The sequence below is a fragment of the Epibacterium sp. ABZ3_068 genome (assembly GCF_056159265.1).
The window spans coordinates 2,029,920-2,048,363 of the sequence record NZ_JBSWUV010000001.1; the positions used below are offsets into that span (position 1 = coordinate 2,029,920).

17 protein-coding genes are annotated in these 18,444 nt (G+C 58.8%); 5 read left to right on the forward strand and 12 right to left on the reverse strand.

Annotated features, from left to right (window positions below; translation table 11 throughout):
• The first annotated feature begins 15 nt into the window (after window positions 1-15).
• Window positions 16-2,649 (forward strand): TIGR02302 family protein, encoded by a 2,634-nt coding sequence (locus ACXAEW_RS09810; protein ID WP_474941146.1) that lies wholly within the window; start codon window positions 16-18, stop codon window positions 2,647-2,649.
• Window positions 2,650-2,675: 26 nt separating this feature from the next.
• Here ACXAEW_RS09810 and ACXAEW_RS09815 read toward each other — a convergent pair whose 3' ends face one another.
• Window positions 2,676-3,578 (reverse strand): zinc-ribbon domain-containing protein, encoded by a 903-nt coding sequence (locus tag ACXAEW_RS09815; protein WP_474941147.1) that lies wholly within the window; start codon window positions 3,576-3,578, stop codon window positions 2,676-2,678.
• A 212-nt stretch (window positions 3,579-3,790) separates the two neighbouring features.
• Between ACXAEW_RS09815 and ACXAEW_RS09820 the strand changes: the two genes are divergently transcribed.
• Genes ACXAEW_RS09820 through ACXAEW_RS09835 form a run of 4 tightly spaced genes read left to right on the forward strand, consistent with a single transcriptional unit; the run spans window position 3,791 to window position 6,681 of the window.
• A complete protein-coding gene (locus tag ACXAEW_RS09820; RefSeq protein WP_474941148.1) occupies window positions 3,791-4,468 on the forward strand; it encodes a cell division ATP-binding protein FtsE in 678 nt (225 codons plus the stop codon).
• Entirely contained in the window at window positions 4,465-5,355 is an 891-nt protein-coding gene (locus tag ACXAEW_RS09825; RefSeq protein WP_474941149.1) for a cell division protein FtsX, read from the forward strand. Before ACXAEW_RS09820 ends, ACXAEW_RS09825 begins: the two co-directional genes overlap by 4 nt.
• A gap of 50 nt (window positions 5,356-5,405) precedes the next feature.
• A complete protein-coding gene (locus ACXAEW_RS09830; RefSeq protein WP_474943021.1) occupies window positions 5,406-6,098 on the forward strand; it encodes a lysophospholipid acyltransferase family protein in 693 nt (230 codons plus the stop codon).
• A complete protein-coding gene (locus tag ACXAEW_RS09835; protein ID WP_474943022.1) occupies window positions 6,076-6,681 on the forward strand; it encodes a pyridoxamine 5'-phosphate oxidase family protein in 606 nt (201 codons plus the stop codon). Before ACXAEW_RS09830 ends, ACXAEW_RS09835 begins: the two co-directional genes overlap by 23 nt.
• A gap of 186 nt (window positions 6,682-6,867) precedes the next feature.
• On the opposite strand, the gene ACXAEW_RS09840 is transcribed toward ACXAEW_RS09835, so the two are convergent.
• The 11 genes from ACXAEW_RS09840 to sucC form a co-directional block, all read right to left on the reverse strand.
• A complete protein-coding gene (locus ACXAEW_RS09840; RefSeq protein WP_474941150.1) occupies window positions 6,868-7,176 on the reverse strand; it encodes an EthD family reductase in 309 nt (102 codons plus the stop codon).
• Between the two features lie 112 nt (window positions 7,177-7,288).
• Window positions 7,289-7,807 carry a hypothetical protein gene (locus ACXAEW_RS09845; RefSeq protein ID WP_474941151.1) on the reverse strand — a complete coding sequence of 173 codons (519 nt, stop codon included), beginning with the start codon at window positions 7,805-7,807 and terminating at the stop codon, window positions 7,289-7,291.
• Between the two features lie 60 nt (window positions 7,808-7,867).
• Window positions 7,868-9,262 carry a dihydrolipoyl dehydrogenase gene (lpdA, locus tag ACXAEW_RS09850; RefSeq protein ID WP_474941152.1) on the reverse strand — a complete coding sequence of 465 codons (1,395 nt, stop codon included), beginning with the start codon at window positions 9,260-9,262 and terminating at the stop codon, window positions 7,868-7,870.
• A gap of 30 nt (window positions 9,263-9,292) precedes the next feature.
• Complete coding sequence (locus ACXAEW_RS09855; RefSeq protein ID WP_474941153.1) at window positions 9,293-9,745, reverse strand: hypothetical protein; 453 nt, start codon at window positions 9,743-9,745, stop codon at window positions 9,293-9,295.
• A gap of 131 nt (window positions 9,746-9,876) precedes the next feature.
• A complete protein-coding gene (gene odhB / locus ACXAEW_RS09860; protein WP_474941154.1) occupies window positions 9,877-11,370 on the reverse strand; it encodes a 2-oxoglutarate dehydrogenase complex dihydrolipoyllysine-residue succinyltransferase in 1,494 nt (497 codons plus the stop codon).
• Between the two features lie 13 nt (window positions 11,371-11,383).
• Window positions 11,384-14,338, reverse strand: a complete 2,955-nt coding sequence (locus tag ACXAEW_RS09865) for a 2-oxoglutarate dehydrogenase E1 component (protein ID WP_474941155.1) — start codon at window positions 14,336-14,338, stop codon at window positions 11,384-11,386.
• Window positions 14,339-14,380: 42 nt separating this feature from the next.
• Window positions 14,381-14,656: a hypothetical protein gene (locus tag ACXAEW_RS09870; protein WP_153215728.1), complete on the reverse strand. Its 276-nt coding sequence runs from the start codon at window positions 14,654-14,656 to the stop codon at window positions 14,381-14,383.
• 237 nt (window positions 14,657-14,893) lie between these two features.
• Window positions 14,894-15,778: a succinate--CoA ligase subunit alpha gene (sucD, locus tag ACXAEW_RS09875; protein WP_474941156.1), complete on the reverse strand. Its 885-nt coding sequence runs from the start codon at window positions 15,776-15,778 to the stop codon at window positions 14,894-14,896.
• A gap of 18 nt (window positions 15,779-15,796) precedes the next feature.
• A complete protein-coding gene (locus ACXAEW_RS09880; RefSeq protein WP_474941157.1) occupies window positions 15,797-16,636 on the reverse strand; it encodes a glycosyltransferase family 25 protein in 840 nt (279 codons plus the stop codon).
• Window positions 16,637-16,639: 3 nt separating this feature from the next.
• Window positions 16,640-17,146, reverse strand: a complete 507-nt coding sequence (locus ACXAEW_RS09885; protein ID WP_153215731.1) for a hypothetical protein — start codon at window positions 17,144-17,146, stop codon at window positions 16,640-16,642.
• Between the two features lie 3 nt (window positions 17,147-17,149).
• On the reverse strand, window positions 17,150-18,343 hold the full coding sequence (sucC, locus tag ACXAEW_RS09890) for an ADP-forming succinate--CoA ligase subunit beta (protein ID WP_153215732.1): 1,194 nt from the start codon (window positions 18,341-18,343) through the stop codon (window positions 17,150-17,152).
• Window positions 18,344-18,444 lie beyond the last annotated feature (101 nt).

An 18,444-nucleotide genomic window follows, 5' to 3' on the forward strand; every position in this document is an offset into this window, starting at 1 on the left:
CGGAGGCAGTTTTCTATGTCCGAACATGACAGCCAGAACAAACCCAGCTCCAAAGCATGGGAAAAGGCGCGGGAACGGCGCAAGCCGATCTGGGCTGCGGGTCTTGATCCGCGCCTCGAACCTGTTGCACGTCAGCTTTGGCTGACACGGCTGGGATTGTTCAGCGAAAACCTGATGCGGGCCTTCTGGCCTGCAGCCTCTGTTCTCTTTTGCATACTGGCCGCCGTGATGTTGGGCGTTGCGGAACTTCTGCCGGTCGAAATATTGTGGGGAAGCTCGGTTGTTTTGGGGCTTTCTTTCGTGGCGGCGACAGTTTGGGGTGCGCTGCAACTGCGCTGGCCCAGCTGGCAGGTGGCGCAGGCACATCTGGACCAAACCTTGTCGGGACGCCCCATTGCTGCGCTTTTGGACGATCAGGCAATCGGGCAGGGGGATGCTGCATCGGCCAGATTGTGGCGATTGCATCAAAGCCGTATGGCAACCCGCGCGGCCCGATCCTCTGCTCCGGTGCCCAACCTGCGTCTGACATCCGCTGACCCCTTTGCACTTCGGTACATGGCGCTCACCCTTCTGGTGGTAGCGCTTCTCTTCGGGTCTATTCTCCATGTGGGGAGTTTGCAGATACTGGCTCCCGGAGCCGCGCAGGCCCAGACCGGCCCGTCATGGGAAGGTTGGCTGGAGCCGCCGCACTATACTGGCCTGCCGGTGCTTTATCTGGCGGATCAACCGGGTGAGGCGCTAAACGTGGCTGAAGGCAGCACTGTGACCTTGCGGTTTTACGGTGAAATCGGAGATCTGACTCTGGCGGAAACGGTTTCGGGCCGGACCGACGCGCTGCCCTCTGCTGCCGATTCCGAACAGGCATTCGAGATCACGCAAAGCGGGACTATTGAAATCAACGGACCCGGCGGCCACCGTTGGGCTGTGAACGTGCTACCTGACACGGCCCCGCGTGTTGAAGTGGCGGGCGCGCCGGAAGTCTCGGCCAATGGTCAGATGCAGATGCCGTTTACCGGGACAGATGATTATGGAATCGAACGCGGGCAGGTCCGGATTGATCTGGACCTTCTGGCGCTGGATCGACGTCATGGGCTTGCCATAGACCCTGACCCGCGCGAGGCGATTGTTCTGGATTTGCCGCTGCCCCTGACCGGCGATCGGAGTAATTTCACTGAGCTTCTGGTTGATGATTTTTCTCAGCATCCCTGGGCCAATATGCCAATGGTCTATAACTTCTCTGTCGAAGATGCTGCGGGTCAGACCGGTAAAAGCGCAGGCTTCGGCGCGCCGCTGGCAACACGTCGGTTCTTTGATCCGCTGGCCGCGGCCGTTATTGAACAGCGGCGCGACCTTTTGTGGGCCCGCGCCAACGGACCCCGCGTCGCCCAGATCCTGCGGACATTGACCCATAAACCGGATGATCTCTTTCGCGCGACCGGTGATTATCTGCGGTTGCGGGCGATTCTGCGACGGCTGGAAACCTACGTCAGTACTGGCCTGGACACGTCTGAACAGGACGAAATTGCCGCCGCCCTTTGGGATTTTGCGCTGGAGTTGGAAGAGGGCGACATTGCCGACGCCTTGGAACGGATGCGGCGTGCACAAGACCGCCTGAGCCAGGCGATGCGTGATGGGGCCTCCGATCAGGAGATTGCCGAGCTGATGCAGGAGCTGCGGGAGGCCACGCAGGACTATCTGCGCCAGTTGCGGCGACAGGCCGAAGCTGACGCCGAGGATCTGGAGCGCGGTGAACGCGGCGAAAATTCTCTGGAACTCAGCCAGGATGACCTTCAGGCGATGATGGACCGCATCCAAGAGCTGATGGAACAGGGCCGCATGGCCGAGGCCGAACAGGCCCTGCGCGAATTCCAGGAATTGATGGAGAACATGCAGGTCACCCAGGGTCAGCAGGGGCAGGGAAGCTCTCCGGGCGATCAGGCGATGGAAGGGCTTGCGGAAACCCTGCGGCAACAGCAGGGGTTGTCTGATCAGGCCTTTCGCGACCTTCAGGAACAGTTCAATCCCAATGCCCAATCCGGCGAAAGCGGTCAGAACGAAGGGCGCAACGGCGGTCAGGGGCGTGGTCAAAGCCACGAGCCGGGGGGGGCGCAGAACGGGCAAGGTCAGGCAGGTGAGGGGTCCGAAGGTGTGCCGCAGCAGGGCCAGGGCCAGCGTTCTTTGGCGGACCGTCAGCAACAGTTGCGCGATGAGCTGCAACGCCAGCAGGAGGGGCTGCCCTTTAGCAGCTCTTCTGAAGGAGAGGACACGCGCGAGGCGCTGGACCGCGCCGGACGGGCAATGGAAAACGCAGAAGAGGCGTTGCGCCAGGGCGATATGGCCGAGGCGCTGGACCGCCAGTCCGAGGCGATGGAAGCCCTGCGCGACGGTATGCGTGCCTTGGGAGAAGCCATGGCCGAACAACAGGATAACCCGGGCAGCCAAGGGCAGACTGGCCAGCAAAACCGGGCCGAAGGGACAGACCCCCTTGGGCGGGGCGGTGCTGGCGCCAGCCAGGGTGGTACGGTTGGGGAGGAACAGGCCTATCGCCGGGCCTGGGATCTGCTCGAAGATATCCGCCGCCGTTCCGAAGAGAAGAACCGTAGTGAGACTGAGCGAAACTATCTCCAGCGGCTGCTGGACCGTTTCTAAACGGGTCGGGCTATAACAAAAACGGCTTACTGCGCAGGGTCTTTTGCCAACTGCTCCACCTGTGTGTGCAGCCAGACACGGGAGGCGTTCACCCAATCCACAAATGTCTCAAGCGCAGGTGCCGCTCCCGGCAAACGGGTCGAGATCGGGTCTGCGTTCTGATAGATAAGCGCCGCGGCAATGGTGAGAAGGATCGCAATTGTAAAACCGCGCAAAAAACTGCTGCGCTGGCGTCCGACCGTTTCGTCATACTGGAGCGCATCAGCCGCCGCCGGGACCTCATATCCGCCACGTAGGGAAGAGTTGATTTCTTCAATATCCGGTAAAAGCCCCCGGCGCGATCCGGTGAACTCTTCCTCAACAGCATTCGGGTCTTCGCCGCGCAGCCGAGCCATTCGTTCCCGTGTTTGTTCGGCGCGCCTCTCCGTGTCGCCGGAACTGGGCTGCTCCAATCCCAGATCTGGCTGGGTCTCCAAACCGCTAGCTTCCGCCGCGCGCAGGGCGCTTTCGCGTTCCGCTTCTTCCCGAAGAATATCCGTGACCGAGGGTTCCAGCTTCCGTCGTGGATGCTCCATTTGTGGCGCGGGGGCTTCGGTGTAATCTTCTTCGATCTCGTCGTCGTCTTCTGACCAATCCTCAGCCGAGGTGTCTTCAGTGCCGAAGGATGGGGTCACTGGGGGTGCATCCCCCTGACTGTCGCCTGTCGGATCTGGTGCCGTCGCAAAATCTTCTTGCTGTTCCCCTTCCGGTTCCGGCGGGTCAAAGGACGGTGCCGCAACCGGTCCGGTGCTGTCGGGTGCTTCCGAGAATGGGCCGTCCTGAAACCAGGTGGTGCCACAGTCTGAACATTGCACATCACGCCCTTCAGCAGGGATGACATCATCGGGAACCTCGTACTGGGCTCCGCAATTTGGACATGTGAGGCGCATTAGGATCTCCTCGGGCGCGGATGGCATTTCCGCACACCACCTTTGATTTTCCAGAAATCATAAGCAGTTCCGGGCTTCCACGAAAGACACAATTGCCACAAGTCTTGGCCAAGCTGCCCCACAAAGTCCCCAGTGACACGCCAAGGCAACAGCAGCCATTGAAACCCGCCCCCGCGTAGGGCAAAACTGGCGCGTGAATTGAGGGGGCAGCCGTGATCGAGCTGGACAATGTGGCCTATAACTATGGCGGTGGAGAATTGCTGAGCAACGTCTCGGTACAACTCGCGCCTGGTGCATTCTATTTCCTGACCGGCCCGTCCGGTGCGGGTAAAACGACTTTGCTGAAACTCTGCTATGGGGCGCTGGCGCCGACTGCGGGGCGTGTGCGGGCCTTCAATATGGACGTTCAGGGACTGGACCGGGACCAGATGGCCTTTTTGCGCCGCCGGGTTGGCGTGGTCCATCAGGACTGCCGCTTTCTGGACCATCTGACCTTGATGGAAAATATCGCCCTCCCATTGACTGTGTCGGGTAAAGATCTGAGCCAGGAAGAAGCCAATCTGCGTGAGCTGCTCAGCTGGGTAGGGCTCTCGGAGCGTGCTGATGCGCTGCCGCCCGAACTCTCGGGCGGGGAACGCCAGCGCGCGGCACTGGCGCGTGCGGTGATCTTGTCCCCGGATGTCATCATCGCGGATGAACCCACCGGAAATGTTGATTGGGAAATGTCCCAACGTCTTTTGCGTCTGCTTGTGGAACTCAACAACATGGGGAAGACGATCCTTGTGGCGACGCATGATCTGCCCTTGATCCGCGCCGCCAAAAACCAGGTTCAGGCGCGTGTCCTGCGCATCTCCAACCGGCAATTGGCTCTTGCGGGGGTTGACCTATGAGCGCGCGTAACCTGATCCTGGGAGACGCACAGGCCGACCGGGTCGTACCACCCAGCGGATTTACGGCGCAGCTGACCCTTTTTGTGTCCGGGGCGATGGCCTTCTTGACCGTCTTTGCACTGGCGCTTTCGGTCGCTTCGGGACGTCTGGCGGACCGTTGGGCGGATGAGCTGGCCGGGGCTGCAACCCTGCGTATCAACGCGCCGGCAGATCAACGCCAAGCTCAGACCGACGCGGCCGTCACCATATTACAACAAACTCCCGGCGTTGCTGATGTGCGGGTGATCACCCCCGAAGAACAGGCGGCGATGCTGTCGCCCTGGTTCGGCTCGGACCTGCCTCTCGACAGCCTGCCGGTACCGCAGCTGATCGAAGTTCTGGCCGGCGATCCGCCTTATGATACCACTGGCCTGCGTCTGCGTCTTCAGGCAGAGGTGCCCGGCGCGGTGCTGGATGATCACACCCGCTGGCGTGAACCGCTGGTGGATGCAGCCCGTGCACTGCGCCTTCTGGCGGTGATCTCCATCCTGCTGATCGGAGGCGCAACCGCAGCCATGATCACCTTGGCGGCCAATGCTGCCCTTGCCGCGAATTCTCAGGTGATCGAAGTGCTTCGCTTGGTAGGCGCGCTTGATACCTATATCGCCCATGCCTTTATTCGTCGCTTTACTCTGCGCGCCCTGATCGGGGCCGCAGTTGGTGTGGCCTTTGGCATGATCGGCGTTTTACTTCTCCCTGCCGCGTCCGAGGAAGGCGGCTTCCTTACCGGGCTTGGCTTTACCGGCTTCAGCTGGCTTTTGCCGCTGACCATTCCCCCGCTCGGCGCGCTTGTGGCCTTTGTCGCCACCACCCGCGCGTCCAAGAAACGACTGGGAGAGCTGTCGTGATCCTTATCCAATGGCTGCGCTCACTGATCTATGTGGTGCAGATCTACGCTATGATGCTGATCCTCGGCATTCTCTTTTCTCCTTTGGCCATCCTGTCCAAATCCGGTGCCAAACTCGCCTGCAAGGTCTACTGCGCCTGGGTCCTGTGGTCAGCACGTTGGATGGTGGGGATCAAAACCGAAATCCGAGGCACCATCCCCACTGATGAGGTTGTCGTAGCCTCCAAACACCAAAGCTTCCTCGATATTCTGGTGCTCTTTGGCCGGATGCCCTGGCCCAAGTTCATTATGAAACGCGAACTGATGTGGACACCGGTCATTGGCCTTTATGCCAAACGGCTGGGCTGTGTTCCGGTGAACCGCGGCAAGGGCGGCACAGCCATTGCCAAGATGGTGCAGGACGTGGCCAAGGAGTTCGCCGAACCCGGCCAGCTAGTCATCTATCCTCAGGGCACCCGCGTCGCACCGGGGGATTTCAAACCCTATAAAATTGGCGCTGCGGTCCTTTATGAACAGTTGAACCAGCCTTGTGTTCCTGTTGCCACAAACGTGGGTCTGTTCTGGCCCCGCAAAGGCATCCTGCGTAAACCCGGCACGGCGGTGGTGGAATTTCTCGACCCGATCCCGGCGGGTCTGCCCAAAGACGAATTTATGAAACTGCTGGAGGAACGGGTCGAAACCCGCTCCGATGCATTGATGAAGGAAGCGGGATTTGACCCAGATGGATTACATCGAAACAGTTGATCAGCTAGAGGCGCTTTACGGTAAACCGGGAGCGCCTTCTTTACGTAAAGTGGTAACTCAGATGACGCCACTGTATCGCAAATGGATCATGGCGTCGCGCCTGTGTATGCTGGCCACCGTCGGGCCCGAAGGCACCGACGACAGCCCGCGCGGCGACGATGGCCCGGTGGTGATGGAGCTGGATCCCAAAACCCTTGCGCTGCCCGATTGGCGCGGTAACAACCGGCTGGATTCCTTGCGCAATATCGTTCGCGATGGCCGTGTATCGCTGATGTTTCTGGTGCCCGGCTCCAACAATGTGATTCGCGTCAACGGCACGGCCAAGCTGACTGCAGACGCTGATCTGCGCGCCCGGTTCGACAAGAACGGCAAGCAACCCGCCACCGTGATTGTCATCACCATCGCCGAGATCTATTCCCAATGCGCCCGCGCCCTGATGCGGGCCAAGACCTGGACCTGCGGCGATGAAAGCGAAGGCCTGCCAACGGTGGGTCAGCTTCTGGCAGAGGCCTCCGATGGCGAATCTGGCGGTGAGGCCTATGACCGGGAATGGGCTCCACGTGCTGCAAAAACCATGTGGTAGCCCCGCGCAAAACTGCGTGGAACAAAAGTCAGAATTTTGCGACGGAATTGCACAGTCGTTCCGTTTTATCCCTATCGACACATATGTCCCGGTGTCGTGTTCGTTCCTAATTTGGCTCAGACCCCCAAAGAGAGCCCTAGGAAACTGGCCGGTGATTGAATTCACCGGCCCTTTTTGCATGCGAAATCAGGCTAGGACCTCACCAATCAGCATCTGCGGCTGAACATTGGTGAAATTCGGAATGTCTTCCAGCGCGGCGCCTGCATTCCCCAAGGCCGCGTCCAGCGCCGCCTGATCGGCAAAGGTCATGGTCGCCACTGCATGAAATGCGGGCGGTACATCTGCTCCGCCTGCGATGCCCCTGGTCACCACCACTTGATCGATATGCGGCCCCATATCCCGCTCGACAATCGGAATATGTGTACCGACGTAGTAATCATAATCAAATCGGCTCTCGTCCGAGACCGGATAGATCACCTGTAATGAAACGGCCATTTTTAATCCTCCCAAACCCGGACAACATGTCCAGGTGACACGAGCCTAGCGTAGGGGCGACATCAACAAAAGCCAGCCTTTCGGAGGATATTGTGCAGGTGACGGGACGGCGTCATCTTTCATCGGGATGCCGAACATAGGCAAGAGCGCTGCCCTGATCTGCGCCGGGTTCCAGCATCACAAAGGAAAAGACCCCCCAGCGATCCCAAGACCCACTGGGGCCTTTCATCCAAACCGTTGCCAAATCTGGGGCGCCCCATGTGGAATTTGGTTCATACTCCAGCTCGGGAAAACGCTCTGGCAAAAATCGATCAAGCATTTCCTTTAGCGCGGCTCCATCCTCACGGTTCAAAGGATCCTCGCGCGGGGTCGTGATCGTGCATCGGTTTCTATCGACGTATAAATACGCACCAGACGTGTCATCGAACCAGAAAGGGCTGTCGCCGGTCGGCTGAACGACCTTCTCCAGATTTAAACGAAGCTTTGCCTGCAGAAGGAGCGAATAGTCCGGCAAGCAATATGTTGTAAATAACGACATGATGCGTGCGGCTCGGCTATCGTCGGCTGACGCTGATACAGCGCCAAACATCACAGTGACGGCAAAAATAGCCGCCGAAATCAGGCTTTTCATAATAAATAAATCCAATAAAAAGCCCGCTCAAAATGATGAGCGGGCTTTGGTGTGTTTGACTTACGCGTGGATCGCGCCGTCGCCGCAGGCCAGTGCGGCTTCGCGCACGGCTTCGGAATAGGTCGGGTGGGCGTGGCAGGTCAGGGCGATATCCTCGGCAGAGGCGCCAAATTCCATCGCTACGCAGATCTCGTGGATCATGTCACCGGCGGCGGGGCCAATGATTGCCGCGCCCAACACACGGTCGGTTTCCGCATCCGCGATGATTTTCACAAAACCATCGGCCTGACCCACCGCCTTGGCGCGGCCATTGCCCATGAAGGAAAACTTGCCAACCTTGATCTTGCGACCTTCGGCCTTCAGTGCATCCTCGGTGGCGCCCACATTGGCCACTTCCGGCGTGGTGTAAACCACACCCGGGATCACACCATAATTCACATGACCATGTTTGCCCGCGATCACATCAGCAACCGCCATGCCTTCGTCTTCGGCCTTATGGGCCAGCATCGGACCTTCGATCACGTCGCCAATGGCATAAATGCCGGGAACATTGGTGGCCCAATGGGCGTCCGTCGCGATCTGGCCGCGCTCGGTCAGTTTGACACCCAATGCGTCCAGACCCAGACCCTCGGCATAAGGCTTACGACCGGTGGCAACCAGCACCACATCCGCGTCGATCACTTCCTCATCGCCGCCTTTCTTGGGCTGGTATTTCACCTTGGCTTTGGTCTTGGTCGCATCCACGCCCTGAACCGCCGCGCCCATGATGAAGGTGAGGCCCTGCTTTTCCAGGATCTTCTTGAAGGAGCGTTGAACGTCCTTGTCCATGCCGGGGCAGACCGCGTCCATATATTCAACCACGGTGACTTCGGACCCCAGACGCGCATAGACCGAGCCAAGCTCCAGGCCAATGACGCCCGCGCCGATGACGACCATCTTCTTTGGCACTTTCGGCAAGCTCAGCGCGCCGGTCGAGTCGACCACAACGCCCGTGTCATTGTCCACGGTCACACCGGGCAGGGACGAGGGAACCGAGCCTGAGGCGATCACGATGTTCTTGGTCGCGTAGGTCTCTTCACCCACCTTGACCTGACCGGCGGCCGGGATCGAGGCCCAGCCTTTCAGCCAGTCGATCTTGTTCTTCTTCATCAGGAACTCGATACCGCCGGTGTTCTGGCCGATGACCTCATCCTTATAGGATTTCATCTGGTTCCAATCGACCGAAGGCGATTTGCCTTTGAGGCCCATCTTGGCAAAGTTATGCTCTGCCTCATGCAGCTGGTGCGTCGCGTGCAAGAGCGCCTTGGAGGGGATACAGCCCACATTCAGGCAGGTGCCGCCGAGCGTTTCGCGACCCTCAACGATGGCGGTTTTCAGGCCCAGCTGGGCGCAGCGAATAGCCGACACATAGCCGCCTGGGCCTGCGCCGATGATGATGACGTCATATTGGGACATGGTTTGCTCCTCAGCCCTAGTTCAGAAGGGCTACTTTAGGTCTGTTGTTTCTATTGTGTCAGGTGATGCGATCCATTTCCAAGCTGCATAAGCCAGACGGCATGGTAGCAATATGGAGATGGTAAACATGAGCGTCGCGCCGTGTTGGATAATAAGCGGTGCGAATGGTTCCAGCGGATTGATATCCCATATGTATCTTGCTGCAAAATAGGCAACAAAAAGAAGAAAGATGGCGTTGTTTGTCCACTTGGATTTGCGCTTTTCGACTGTGTGCTTCTTTGCGCGGTAGTGGTCAATAACGGTAAAACCGACAATGAGCGGTACGATCCAAAAGAATAAAATCGCGAACCCCATAAGGCTGCTCACACCTGAGGTAAATACGCCAGCGAATGCGCTAACGCATGAAATACACGCCATTCCTAATCCGCAAAAGCCAATAAGGCTCTTGTTCACTTGCGTAGATGAAGGTGGAAGGAGGGTCATCGTTTGATCAATGGTGCATCAGCTGTGATTGAAAACTGCCCGGCATCGCCGGGCAGCGCCCGACCTTCTACAGCAAAACTGCGCCGACCTAGGCTCAGGCGCTGTCTACTGTGGGAAGGTCGGGGACCAGATTACAGATCCATCAACAGACGACGGGGATCTTCCAGCGCTTCTTTGACGCGGACCAAGAAGGTCACGGCGCCTTTGCCATCGACGATGCGGTGGTCATAAGACAGGGCCAGATACATCATCGGGCGGATCTTGATCTCACCGTTGATGACCATCGGGCGGTCCTGGATCTTGTGCATGCCGAGGATGCCGGACTGCGGGGGATTCAGGATCGGCGAGGACATCAGCGAGCCGTAGACACCACCGTTGGAGATGGTGAAGGTGCCGCCCTGCATCTCTGCCATGGACAGTTTGCCGTCGCGGGCGCGCTTGCCTTTTTCGGCGATGGCTTTTTCGATGTCGGCAAAGCCCATTGCGTCCGCGTCTCTGATCACCGGCACAACCAGACCAGTGGGGGTGCCGGCCGCGATGCCCATGTGGACGTAGTTCTTGTACACGATGTCGGTGCCGTCGATCTCGGCGTTTACTTCCGGCACCTCTTTCAGCGCGTGGCAGCAGGCCTTGGTGAAGAAGGACATAAAGCCCAGACGCGCGCCGTGCTTCTTCTCAAAGAGGTCTTTGTACTCTTTGCGCAGCGCCATCACCTCGGTCATGTCGACCTCATTATAGGTGGTCAGCATCGCGGCGGTGTTCTGGCTGTCTTTCAGACGCTTGGCGATGGTCTGACGCAGGCGGGTCATTTTGACACGCTCTTCACGGGCGGCATCATCGGCCGGAACCGGGGCGCGCACGGCAGCCGGTGCCGGAGCAGGAGCCGGGGCGGCAACCGCAGCGGCAACCGCACGGGCGACGTCGTCTTTCATGATGCGACCGTCGCGGCCTGTGCCTGCAACGCTGGCGGCGTTCAGACCGGCCTCGGCCATCGCCTTTTCCGCCGATGGCGCATTGGCGACGTCCTTGCCCGCAGCTGCCGGAGCGGCGGTTGCAGCAGGCGCAGCAGCCGGGGCAGCTGCCCCCGCCGATCCGCCAATCACACCCAGTTTGGCTGTGGCATCCACGGTGGTGCCTTCGGGCGCTGTGATCTCGGTCAGGACGCCCGCTGCCGGGGCAGGCACTTCGACGGAAACCTTGTCGGTTTCTAGTTCACACAGCATCTCGTCCTGGGCCACGGTGTCGCCGACCGCTTTGAACCAGGTTGAAACAGTTGCCTCGGTCACGGATTCGCCCAGGGTTGGAACCATAACGTCGGTCGCCGCACCGGCATCCGCTGCCGGCGCCGCCGCTGGGGCGGCGGCAGGTGCAGGCGCTGCGGCTTCGCCACTGGCGGTGATCATCGCCAAAAGCGCATCCACACCAACGGTTTCGCCTTCGGGGGCCACAATCTCACCCAGGGTGCCAGCCGCCGGGGCAGGCACTTCTACGGTCACCTTGTCTGTTTCCAGCTCACACAGCATTTCGTCCTGCGCCACCGCGTCACCCGGTTTCTTGAACCAGGTGGCCACGGTTGCTTCAGTCACGGATTCGCCCAGGGTGGGCACGCGCACTTCAGTGGTCATTTCTCTGTCTTCCTCAGATGCTTAGCGCTTCGTTTACAAGCGCGGCTTGTTGGGCTTTGTGTTCGCTGGCCAGACCTGTCGCAGGCGAGGCCGAGGTGGCGCGACCGACATAGGCCGGGCGCGAATGTTTCGCTTTGATACGGGTCAGCACCCATTCGATATTGGGCTCGATAAAGGACCAGGCACCTTGGTTCTTGGGCTCTTCCTGGCACCAAACCATATGTGCATCTTTGAACCGCTCCAGCTCCTTCACCAGTGAGATCGCCGGGAACGGATAATACTGCTCGATCCGCATGATATAGATATCGTCGATGCCGCGCGCATCACGCTCTTCCAAGAGGTCATAGTAGACCTTGCCGGAACACAGGACGACACGCTTGATCTTGTCATCCGACACCAGTTTGGTCGCTGACGCACCCGTCTCCGCATCATCCCACAATACGCGGTGGAAGCTAGAACCGGTTGTGAATTCCTCTGCCTTTGATACCGCCAGCTTGTGACGTAGCAGGGATTTCGGAGTCACCAGGATCAGCGGCTTGCGGAAGGTCCGGTGCAGCTGACGGCGCAGGATGTGGAAGTAGTTCGCAGGCGTTGTGCAGTTCGCCACGATCCAGTTGTCCTGGCCACACATTTGCAGGAACCGTTCCAGACGTGCCGAAGAGTGTTCAGGACCCTGGCCCTCAAACCCATGTGGTAGCAGGCAGACAAGACCGGACATCCGCAGCCATTTGCTTTCACCGGAGGAGACGAACTGGTCAAACATGATCTGCGCGCCATTGGCAAAATCACCGAACTGGGCTTCCCACAGGGTCAGCGCATTGGGTTCCGCCAGCGAGTAGCCATATTCAAACCCCAGAACCGCATATTCCGACAGGGCCGAGTCGATGACCTCATACTGGGCCTGACCGGCGCGGATGTTGTTCAGCGGGTAGTAACGCTCTTCGGTGTCCTGGTTCACAATGCCGGAATGGCGCTGCGAGAAGGTGCCGCGGGTCGCATCCTGACCGGCCAGACGGACCGGATACCCTTCGGTCATCAAAGAGCCAAACGCCATCGCCTCACCAGTGGCCCAGTCAAAACCTTCGCCAGTTTCAAACATCTTGGCGCGGGCACTCAGGAACCGGTTGATGGTTTTGTGCACCGGATAACCTTCGGGCAGGTTGGTCAGGCCACGGCCCACTTCGGCCAGTGTTTCCGGCTTGATCGCGGTCTCACCGCGTTGGTAATCCGCGTCCTGCTTATCCAGATGTGACCAGCGCCCATCCAGCCAGTCGGCTTTGTTGGGTTTAAAGTCTTTGCCGGCCTCGAACTCTTCGTTCAGATGTGCCTGGAACGCGGCCTTCATGTCCTCGATCTCGCCTTCCGGGATCAGGCCGTCCTTGACCAGACGCTCGGTATAAAGCGACAGAGTGGTTTTGTGACCCTTGATCTTCTTGTACATCAAGGGGTTGGTGAACATCGGCTCGTCGCCTTCGTTGTGCCCAAACCGACGATAGCAGAAAATGTCCAGCACCACGTCCTTGCCGAATTTCTGGCGGAACTCGGTTGCTACCTTGGCCGCATGCACTACGGCCTCGGGGTCGTCGCCGTTCACGTGGAAGATCGGGGCTTCGACCACCAGCGCGTTGTCGGTCGGGTAGGGGCTCGAGCGCGAGAAATGAGGCGCGGTGGTAAAGCCGATCTGGTTGTTCACAACGATATGGATGGTGCCGCCCGTGCGGTGACCGCGCAGACCGGACAGGGCGAAACATTCCGCAACCACGCCCTGGCCCGCAAAGGCCGCATCACCATGCAGAAGGATCGGCAGAACCTTGGTACGCGACGCGTCGTTCAGCTGGTCCTGTTTGGCGCGCACTTTGCCCAGAACAACCGGGTTCACCGCTTCCAGGTGCGAGGGGTTCGCGGTCAGCGACAGGTGCACCTTGTTGTTGTCAAATTCACGGTCGGACGAGGCGCCAAGGTGATATTTCACGTCACCAGAGCCATCCACGTCCTCGGGTTTGAACGAGCCGCCCTGGAATTCGTTGAAGATCGCGCGATAGGGCTTTTGCATCACATTCGCCAGAACCGACAGACGGCCCCGGTGCGGCATGCCCACCACGATCTCCTGAACACCCAGGTTACCACCACGTTTGATGATCTGCTCCATTGCCGGGATCAGGCTTTCACCGCCGTCCAGACCAAAGCGTTTGGTGCCCATGTATTTGACGTGCAGGAACTTCTCGAAACCCTCGGCTTCGACCAGTTTGTTCAGGATCGCCTTGCGCCCTTCACGGGTGAACTGGATTTCCTTTCCGTAGCCCTCGATCCGCTCTTTCAGCCATGCAGACTGTTCGGGGTCCGAAATATGCATGTACTGCAGCGCAAAGGTACCGCAATAGGTGCGGCGCACAATGTCCACAATCTGGCGCATGGAAGCGACCTGCAGACCCAGAACATTGTCGATAAAGATCGGGCGATCCATATCCGCTTCGGTAAACCCATAAGCGGTCGGGTCCAGCTCCGGATGTGAGGTCCGCCCCTGCAGGCCCAACGGGTCCAGATCAGCTGCCAGGTGGCCCCGAATGCGGTAGGCACGGATCAGCATCAACGCGCGGATCGAGTCCAGAACGGCGCGCTGAACCTGCGCGTCCGAAATCTCGACACCTTTGGCGGCGGCCTTTTCCTTGATCTTCTTACCAGCGCCTTTGGCTTCAGCCGGGGCCACCGGCCACTCGCCAGTCAGCGCTGCGGTGTCTTCATCCGCAGGTACCGGCGGCCAGTCACCGCGCGCCCAGGACGGGCCCTGCGCTTCGGCTTTTACGTCCAGCTCTGCATCGCCCATTTGGCGGAAGAACTCAGCCCAGGCCTGGTCAACGGCATTTGGGTCATTGGCGTATTGGGCATAAAGCTGCTCCAGGTACTCCGCATTGTGCCCCTGCATGAAAGAGGAGGCGTGGAAGATGTCATTTGGGCTTTGTTCGGTCATATTAGGCTCCCGAAGAGACGGTATACGGGTGAAGGGCGCGGATCAGGGTTTGCATTCAAACGTCACCTGTTCCTTGGTCGGGTCTAGGGCCGGTTCCGGTCCGGATGTGATGGTGATGGAACCGGCGCCCTTGCAGATTTCATTTGCAAGCCGGGCTTTGATGTCTTCGATCTTGGTGCCGGGTTCAAAGTTCAGCACCCCCTGACGCGGCGCGGTAATGGCAGCGGCTGAGGTGACGGAAAACAGCACACAGCAAAAAGCGGCGGCTCCAACGGGCAATGGATTTAAGATACGAATGGAGCAAGTTGTCCTGGTCATTGGTGTGCCTCGTTCGGGTTCGGACCGTATCTTTTCAGTTCAATTGCGGCAGCGTGGCCTTGAAGGGGTTTCAGAAGAATGAAACCCGGACCGGATCGCGCTGCGAATAGGGCACTTGTGCCCGATTGGCAGCACAATCGTACAGGTTGCTGGGGCGCGCAGGCGCAGAGGCGGGCGCAAAACGCCCACCCCAATTCTTCAGGTCGAGCCTGTCAAAGGGACAGTCTCGGTTCGGCATTACTTGCCGATCGCTTTCAGAACAGCTTCGCCCAGACCAGCGGGGCTGTCGGCAACAACGATGCCAGCGGATTTCATCGCTTCGATCTTGTCGTCTGCGCCGCCTTTACCACCGGCAACAATCGCGCCTGCGTGACCCATGCGACGGCCCGGAGGGGCGGTACGGCCAGCGATGAAGCCAGCAACCGGCTTCCAGCGGCCTTTTTTCTTCTGCTCGGCCAGGAATTCGGCGGCTTCTTCTTCCGCGGAACCACCGATTTCACCGATCATGATGATCGAATGGGTCTCATCATCGTCCAGGAACATGTCCAGTACGTCGATGTGCTCGGTGCCTTTGATCGGGTCGCCGCCGATGCCCACAGCGGTGGACTGGCCCAAACCGATGTCTGCGGTCTGTTTAACCGCTTCATAGGTAAGGGTGCCGGAACGGGACACAACGCCAACCGAGCCACGCTTGTGGATGTGACCAGGCATAATGCCGATCTTACATGCATCAGGGGTGATCACGCCGGGGCAGTTGGGGCCAATCAGGCGCGATTTGCTGTCTTCCAGCGCGCGCTTTACCTTCATCATGTCCAGCACCGGAATGCCTTCGGTGATGCAGACAATCAGCTCCATTTCCGCGTCGATCGCTTCGAGGATCGAGTCAGCTGCGAAGGGCGGGGGAACATAGATCACAGAGGCATTGGCTTCGGTCACGTGCTTTGCTTCGTGAACAGAGTTGAACACGGGCAGGTTCAGGTGGGTCTGGCCACCTTTGCCGGGGGTGACGCCGCCAACCATTTTGGTGCCGTATGCGATGGCTTGTTCAGAGTGGAATGTGCCCTGCGAGCCGGTAAAGCCCTGACAGATCACTTTGGTGTTTTCGTCGATGAGGACTGCCATGATGTCCCTTCCTTTCGATTATGCGGTTTGTGCCTGTGCGGCAGCCGCCGCGCTGTCGTCGGTGAATGTCCGGTCGGCATAGGTCACACGCGTCAGACGCGCGGCCCCCGTGACCAGACGAAGGAGTTGCAGGGGCACGGCTTTCAATTCCGCGATGCCCCGCAGGCGTTTTTGACGTTTCAAAAGCTCTCCCGAAGGCTTGCGCGCGGCATGCCCCAGAAAGCTGCCTTCGTCAGGAGGCGTATTGCCCTGTTTGATCAGGGCAGGTGCGATTTGATAAGGCTTCAGATCCCGTGCAGGCGCGGAAACCATCGGATTGAACAGAAGCGCATCCACCGTCATGTCAAACGGTGCCTGCGCCAGCATAACCTCGGCCCCTTGGCGCGTCAGCATATAGCCGGCGGCACCAGGATAGCGGGACAACATTGGCGCAATCTTGCGACCCAGATGAGAGCGCGAAGACGCCCCCAACAGAACCCGCATTGATTTGCTGCGCCAGAACTCCAGGCTGACCATCTGGCAGCCTTCCGGCCACCAGCTGAGGTCCTCAAGCCAGTGATGCAGTTCCGGCGACAGGAAGACATCATCCTCCAGCACCAGCGCCACATCCGCATCCGAGGCCAGAAAAGTCTCCCAGACTTTTGCATGGCTCAGCGTGCAGGCCATATTGCCCGGCGCAAACACACCCCAGGGGCCAAAGCTCTTGCACTGCTGCAACAGCTTGTCTTCCGGGGTGTCCTGCAAATCCACCGCCTCGACGTAATCCGCCTCCACCTGCGCCTCCGCAAGCGTCACGCCCATCTGGGCATGTCGCCCGGTCGCCCGGGTCAGAGATATGAGATACGTCGCGAGTTTCATAAGTTACCGTTGTGACAACAGGCTTAGCTTGAAGTAATTCAATCCGTTCGATCGCGTGGGGTCAGTCAGCAAAACAAGCGTTGTCTTGCCGCCGCTTTGGTAGCCTGCAGTCTGGCCAAGTGGCGTTTGTGCAATCGGTCCAAAGGTTTTTTCATATGCAGCGAATGCCACGTCACGTGACTGTTGGCTCGCGTATACAAAAGAGCAGGACCGACCAGCGCCAGGGCCGTTGAGAAGCTTTACCGAAGCGTCTTCGCGGATGTTGAAAACAGTTCCAGTCGGTTCTTTATGAGTAAACCCGTTCTGCACCAACTTGGACTTCAGGTTTGCAAAATTCGGCAACGATGCACCGCATGTTGCCTTGAAGAGGGCTACAGCACGTTCCGCGGAAATTGGCTGAACAGCTTCGAGCGGAGTGTTATCGTTTTGCACAGGAACACTTGTTGTGGTCTGGCAAGCAGCCAGACCTACAAGTGCAGCAACGAGAAGTAACGGTTTCAACATCTGCAACGATTAACCCTTAACCGCCTTCACGATTTTCTCGGCACCGTCGGACAGGTTGTCCGCTGCGATGACGTCCAGGCCCGAGTTGTTGATGATCTCTTTGCCGAGCTCAACATTGGTACCTTCGAGACGCACAACCAGCGGCACTTCCAGACCAACTTCTTTTACAGCCGCAATCACGCCTTCTGCGATCACGTCGCAGCGCATGATGCCACCAAAGATGTTGACCAGGATGCCTTTGACGTTCGGGTCAGAGGTGATGATCTTGAACGCCTCGGTCACTTTCTCTTTGGTCGCACCGCCACCAACATCAAGGAAGTTCGCAGGCTCAGCACCGTACAGTTTGATGATGTCCATTGTGGCCATCGCCAGACCCGCACCGTTCACCATACAGCCGATCTCACCATCAAGCGCGATGTAGTTCAGGTCGTATTTCGACGCTTCCAGCTCTTTGGGGTCTTCTTCGGTCTCGTCGCGCAGAGCTGCGATATCGGCGTGGCGGTAGACCGCGTTGCCATCAAAGCCCAGCTTCGCGTCCAGAACCTTGAGCGTACCGGTGTCGGTCACGATCAGCGGGTTGATCTCCAGCATCTCCATGTCCTTCTCAACGAAGGCTTGGTACAGCTGCCCCATCAGCTTGACGCATTCTTTGACCTGTGTGCCTTCCAGGCCCAGGGAGAAGGCGATGCGGCGGCCGTGATACGGCTGGTAACCGGTGGCCGGATCAACAGAGAACGACAGGATCTTCTCAGGGGTGCTCTCGGCAACCTCTTCGATGTCCATGCCACCCTCGGTGGAGCAGACAAAGGAAATGCGCGAGGTCTGGCGATCGACCAGCAGCGCCAGGTACAGCTCGGTCTGGATGCCAGAACCTGCTTCGATATAGATCCGGTTGACCTGCTTGCCCGCCGGGCCGGTCTGATGCGTGACCAGGGTGCGGCCCAGCATCTTCTTGGCTTCCTCAGCCGCTTCTTCCACCGATTTGGTCAGGCGTACACCGCCTTTTTCGCCGGCGTCTGCTTCCTTAAAGGAGCCTTTGCCGCGACCACCTGCGTGGATCTGCGCTTTTACAACCCAAAGAGGGCCGTCCAGCTCACCTGCTGCGGTTTTGGCGTCTTCTGCTTTCAGTACAGCGCGACCTTCAGATACTGGCGCGCCATAGCTCTTCAAAAGGGCCTTGGCCTGGTATTCATGGATGTTCATGAGAAACTGTCCCGTCTGGCTACAATTGTCCATCTGTATTGAGACCAGATAGACCCAAGGGTTAAAGGATTATTTGACCGGGGTAGAAGAAATATTGAAGA

Coding starts and splice junctions, on each gene's coding strand:
- ACXAEW_RS09865 (WP_474941155.1), bottom strand. CDS start 14,338: ATGACCGAACAAAGCCCAAATGACATCTTCCACGCCTCCTCTTTCATG.
- lpdA (WP_474941152.1), bottom strand. CDS start 9,262: ATGTCCCAATATGACGTCATCATCATCGGCGCAGGCCCAGGCGGCTAT.
- ACXAEW_RS09855 (WP_474941153.1), bottom strand. CDS start 9,745: ATGACCCTCCTTCCACCTTCATCTACGCAAGTGAACAAGAGCCTTATT.
- ACXAEW_RS09870 (WP_153215728.1), bottom strand. CDS start 14,656: ATGACCAGGACAACTTGCTCCATTCGTATCTTAAATCCATTGCCCGTT.
- ACXAEW_RS09810 (WP_474941146.1), top strand. CDS start 16: ATGTCCGAACATGACAGCCAGAACAAACCCAGCTCCAAAGCATGGGAA.
- ACXAEW_RS09815 (WP_474941147.1), bottom strand. CDS start 3,578: ATGCGCCTCACATGTCCAAATTGCGGAGCCCAGTACGAGGTTCCCGAT.
- sucC (WP_153215732.1), bottom strand. CDS start 18,343: ATGAACATCCATGAATACCAGGCCAAGGCCCTTTTGAAGAGCTATGGC.
- ACXAEW_RS09840 (WP_474941150.1), bottom strand. CDS start 7,176: ATGGCCGTTTCATTACAGGTGATCTATCCGGTCTCGGACGAGAGCCGA.
- ACXAEW_RS09830 (WP_474943021.1), top strand. CDS start 5,406: ATGATGCTGATCCTCGGCATTCTCTTTTCTCCTTTGGCCATCCTGTCC.
- ACXAEW_RS09835 (WP_474943022.1), top strand. CDS start 6,076: ATGGATTACATCGAAACAGTTGATCAGCTAGAGGCGCTTTACGGTAAA.
- sucD (WP_474941156.1), bottom strand. CDS start 15,778: ATGGCAGTCCTCATCGACGAAAACACCAAAGTGATCTGTCAGGGCTTT.
- ACXAEW_RS09880 (WP_474941157.1), bottom strand. CDS start 16,636: ATGAAACTCGCGACGTATCTCATATCTCTGACCCGGGCGACCGGGCGA.
- ACXAEW_RS09825 (WP_474941149.1), top strand. CDS start 4,465: ATGAGCGCGCGTAACCTGATCCTGGGAGACGCACAGGCCGACCGGGTC.
- ACXAEW_RS09845 (WP_474941151.1), bottom strand. CDS start 7,807: ATGAAAAGCCTGATTTCGGCGGCTATTTTTGCCGTCACTGTGATGTTT.
- odhB (WP_474941154.1), bottom strand. CDS start 11,370: ATGACCACTGAAGTGCGCGTGCCCACCCTGGGCGAATCCGTGACTGAA.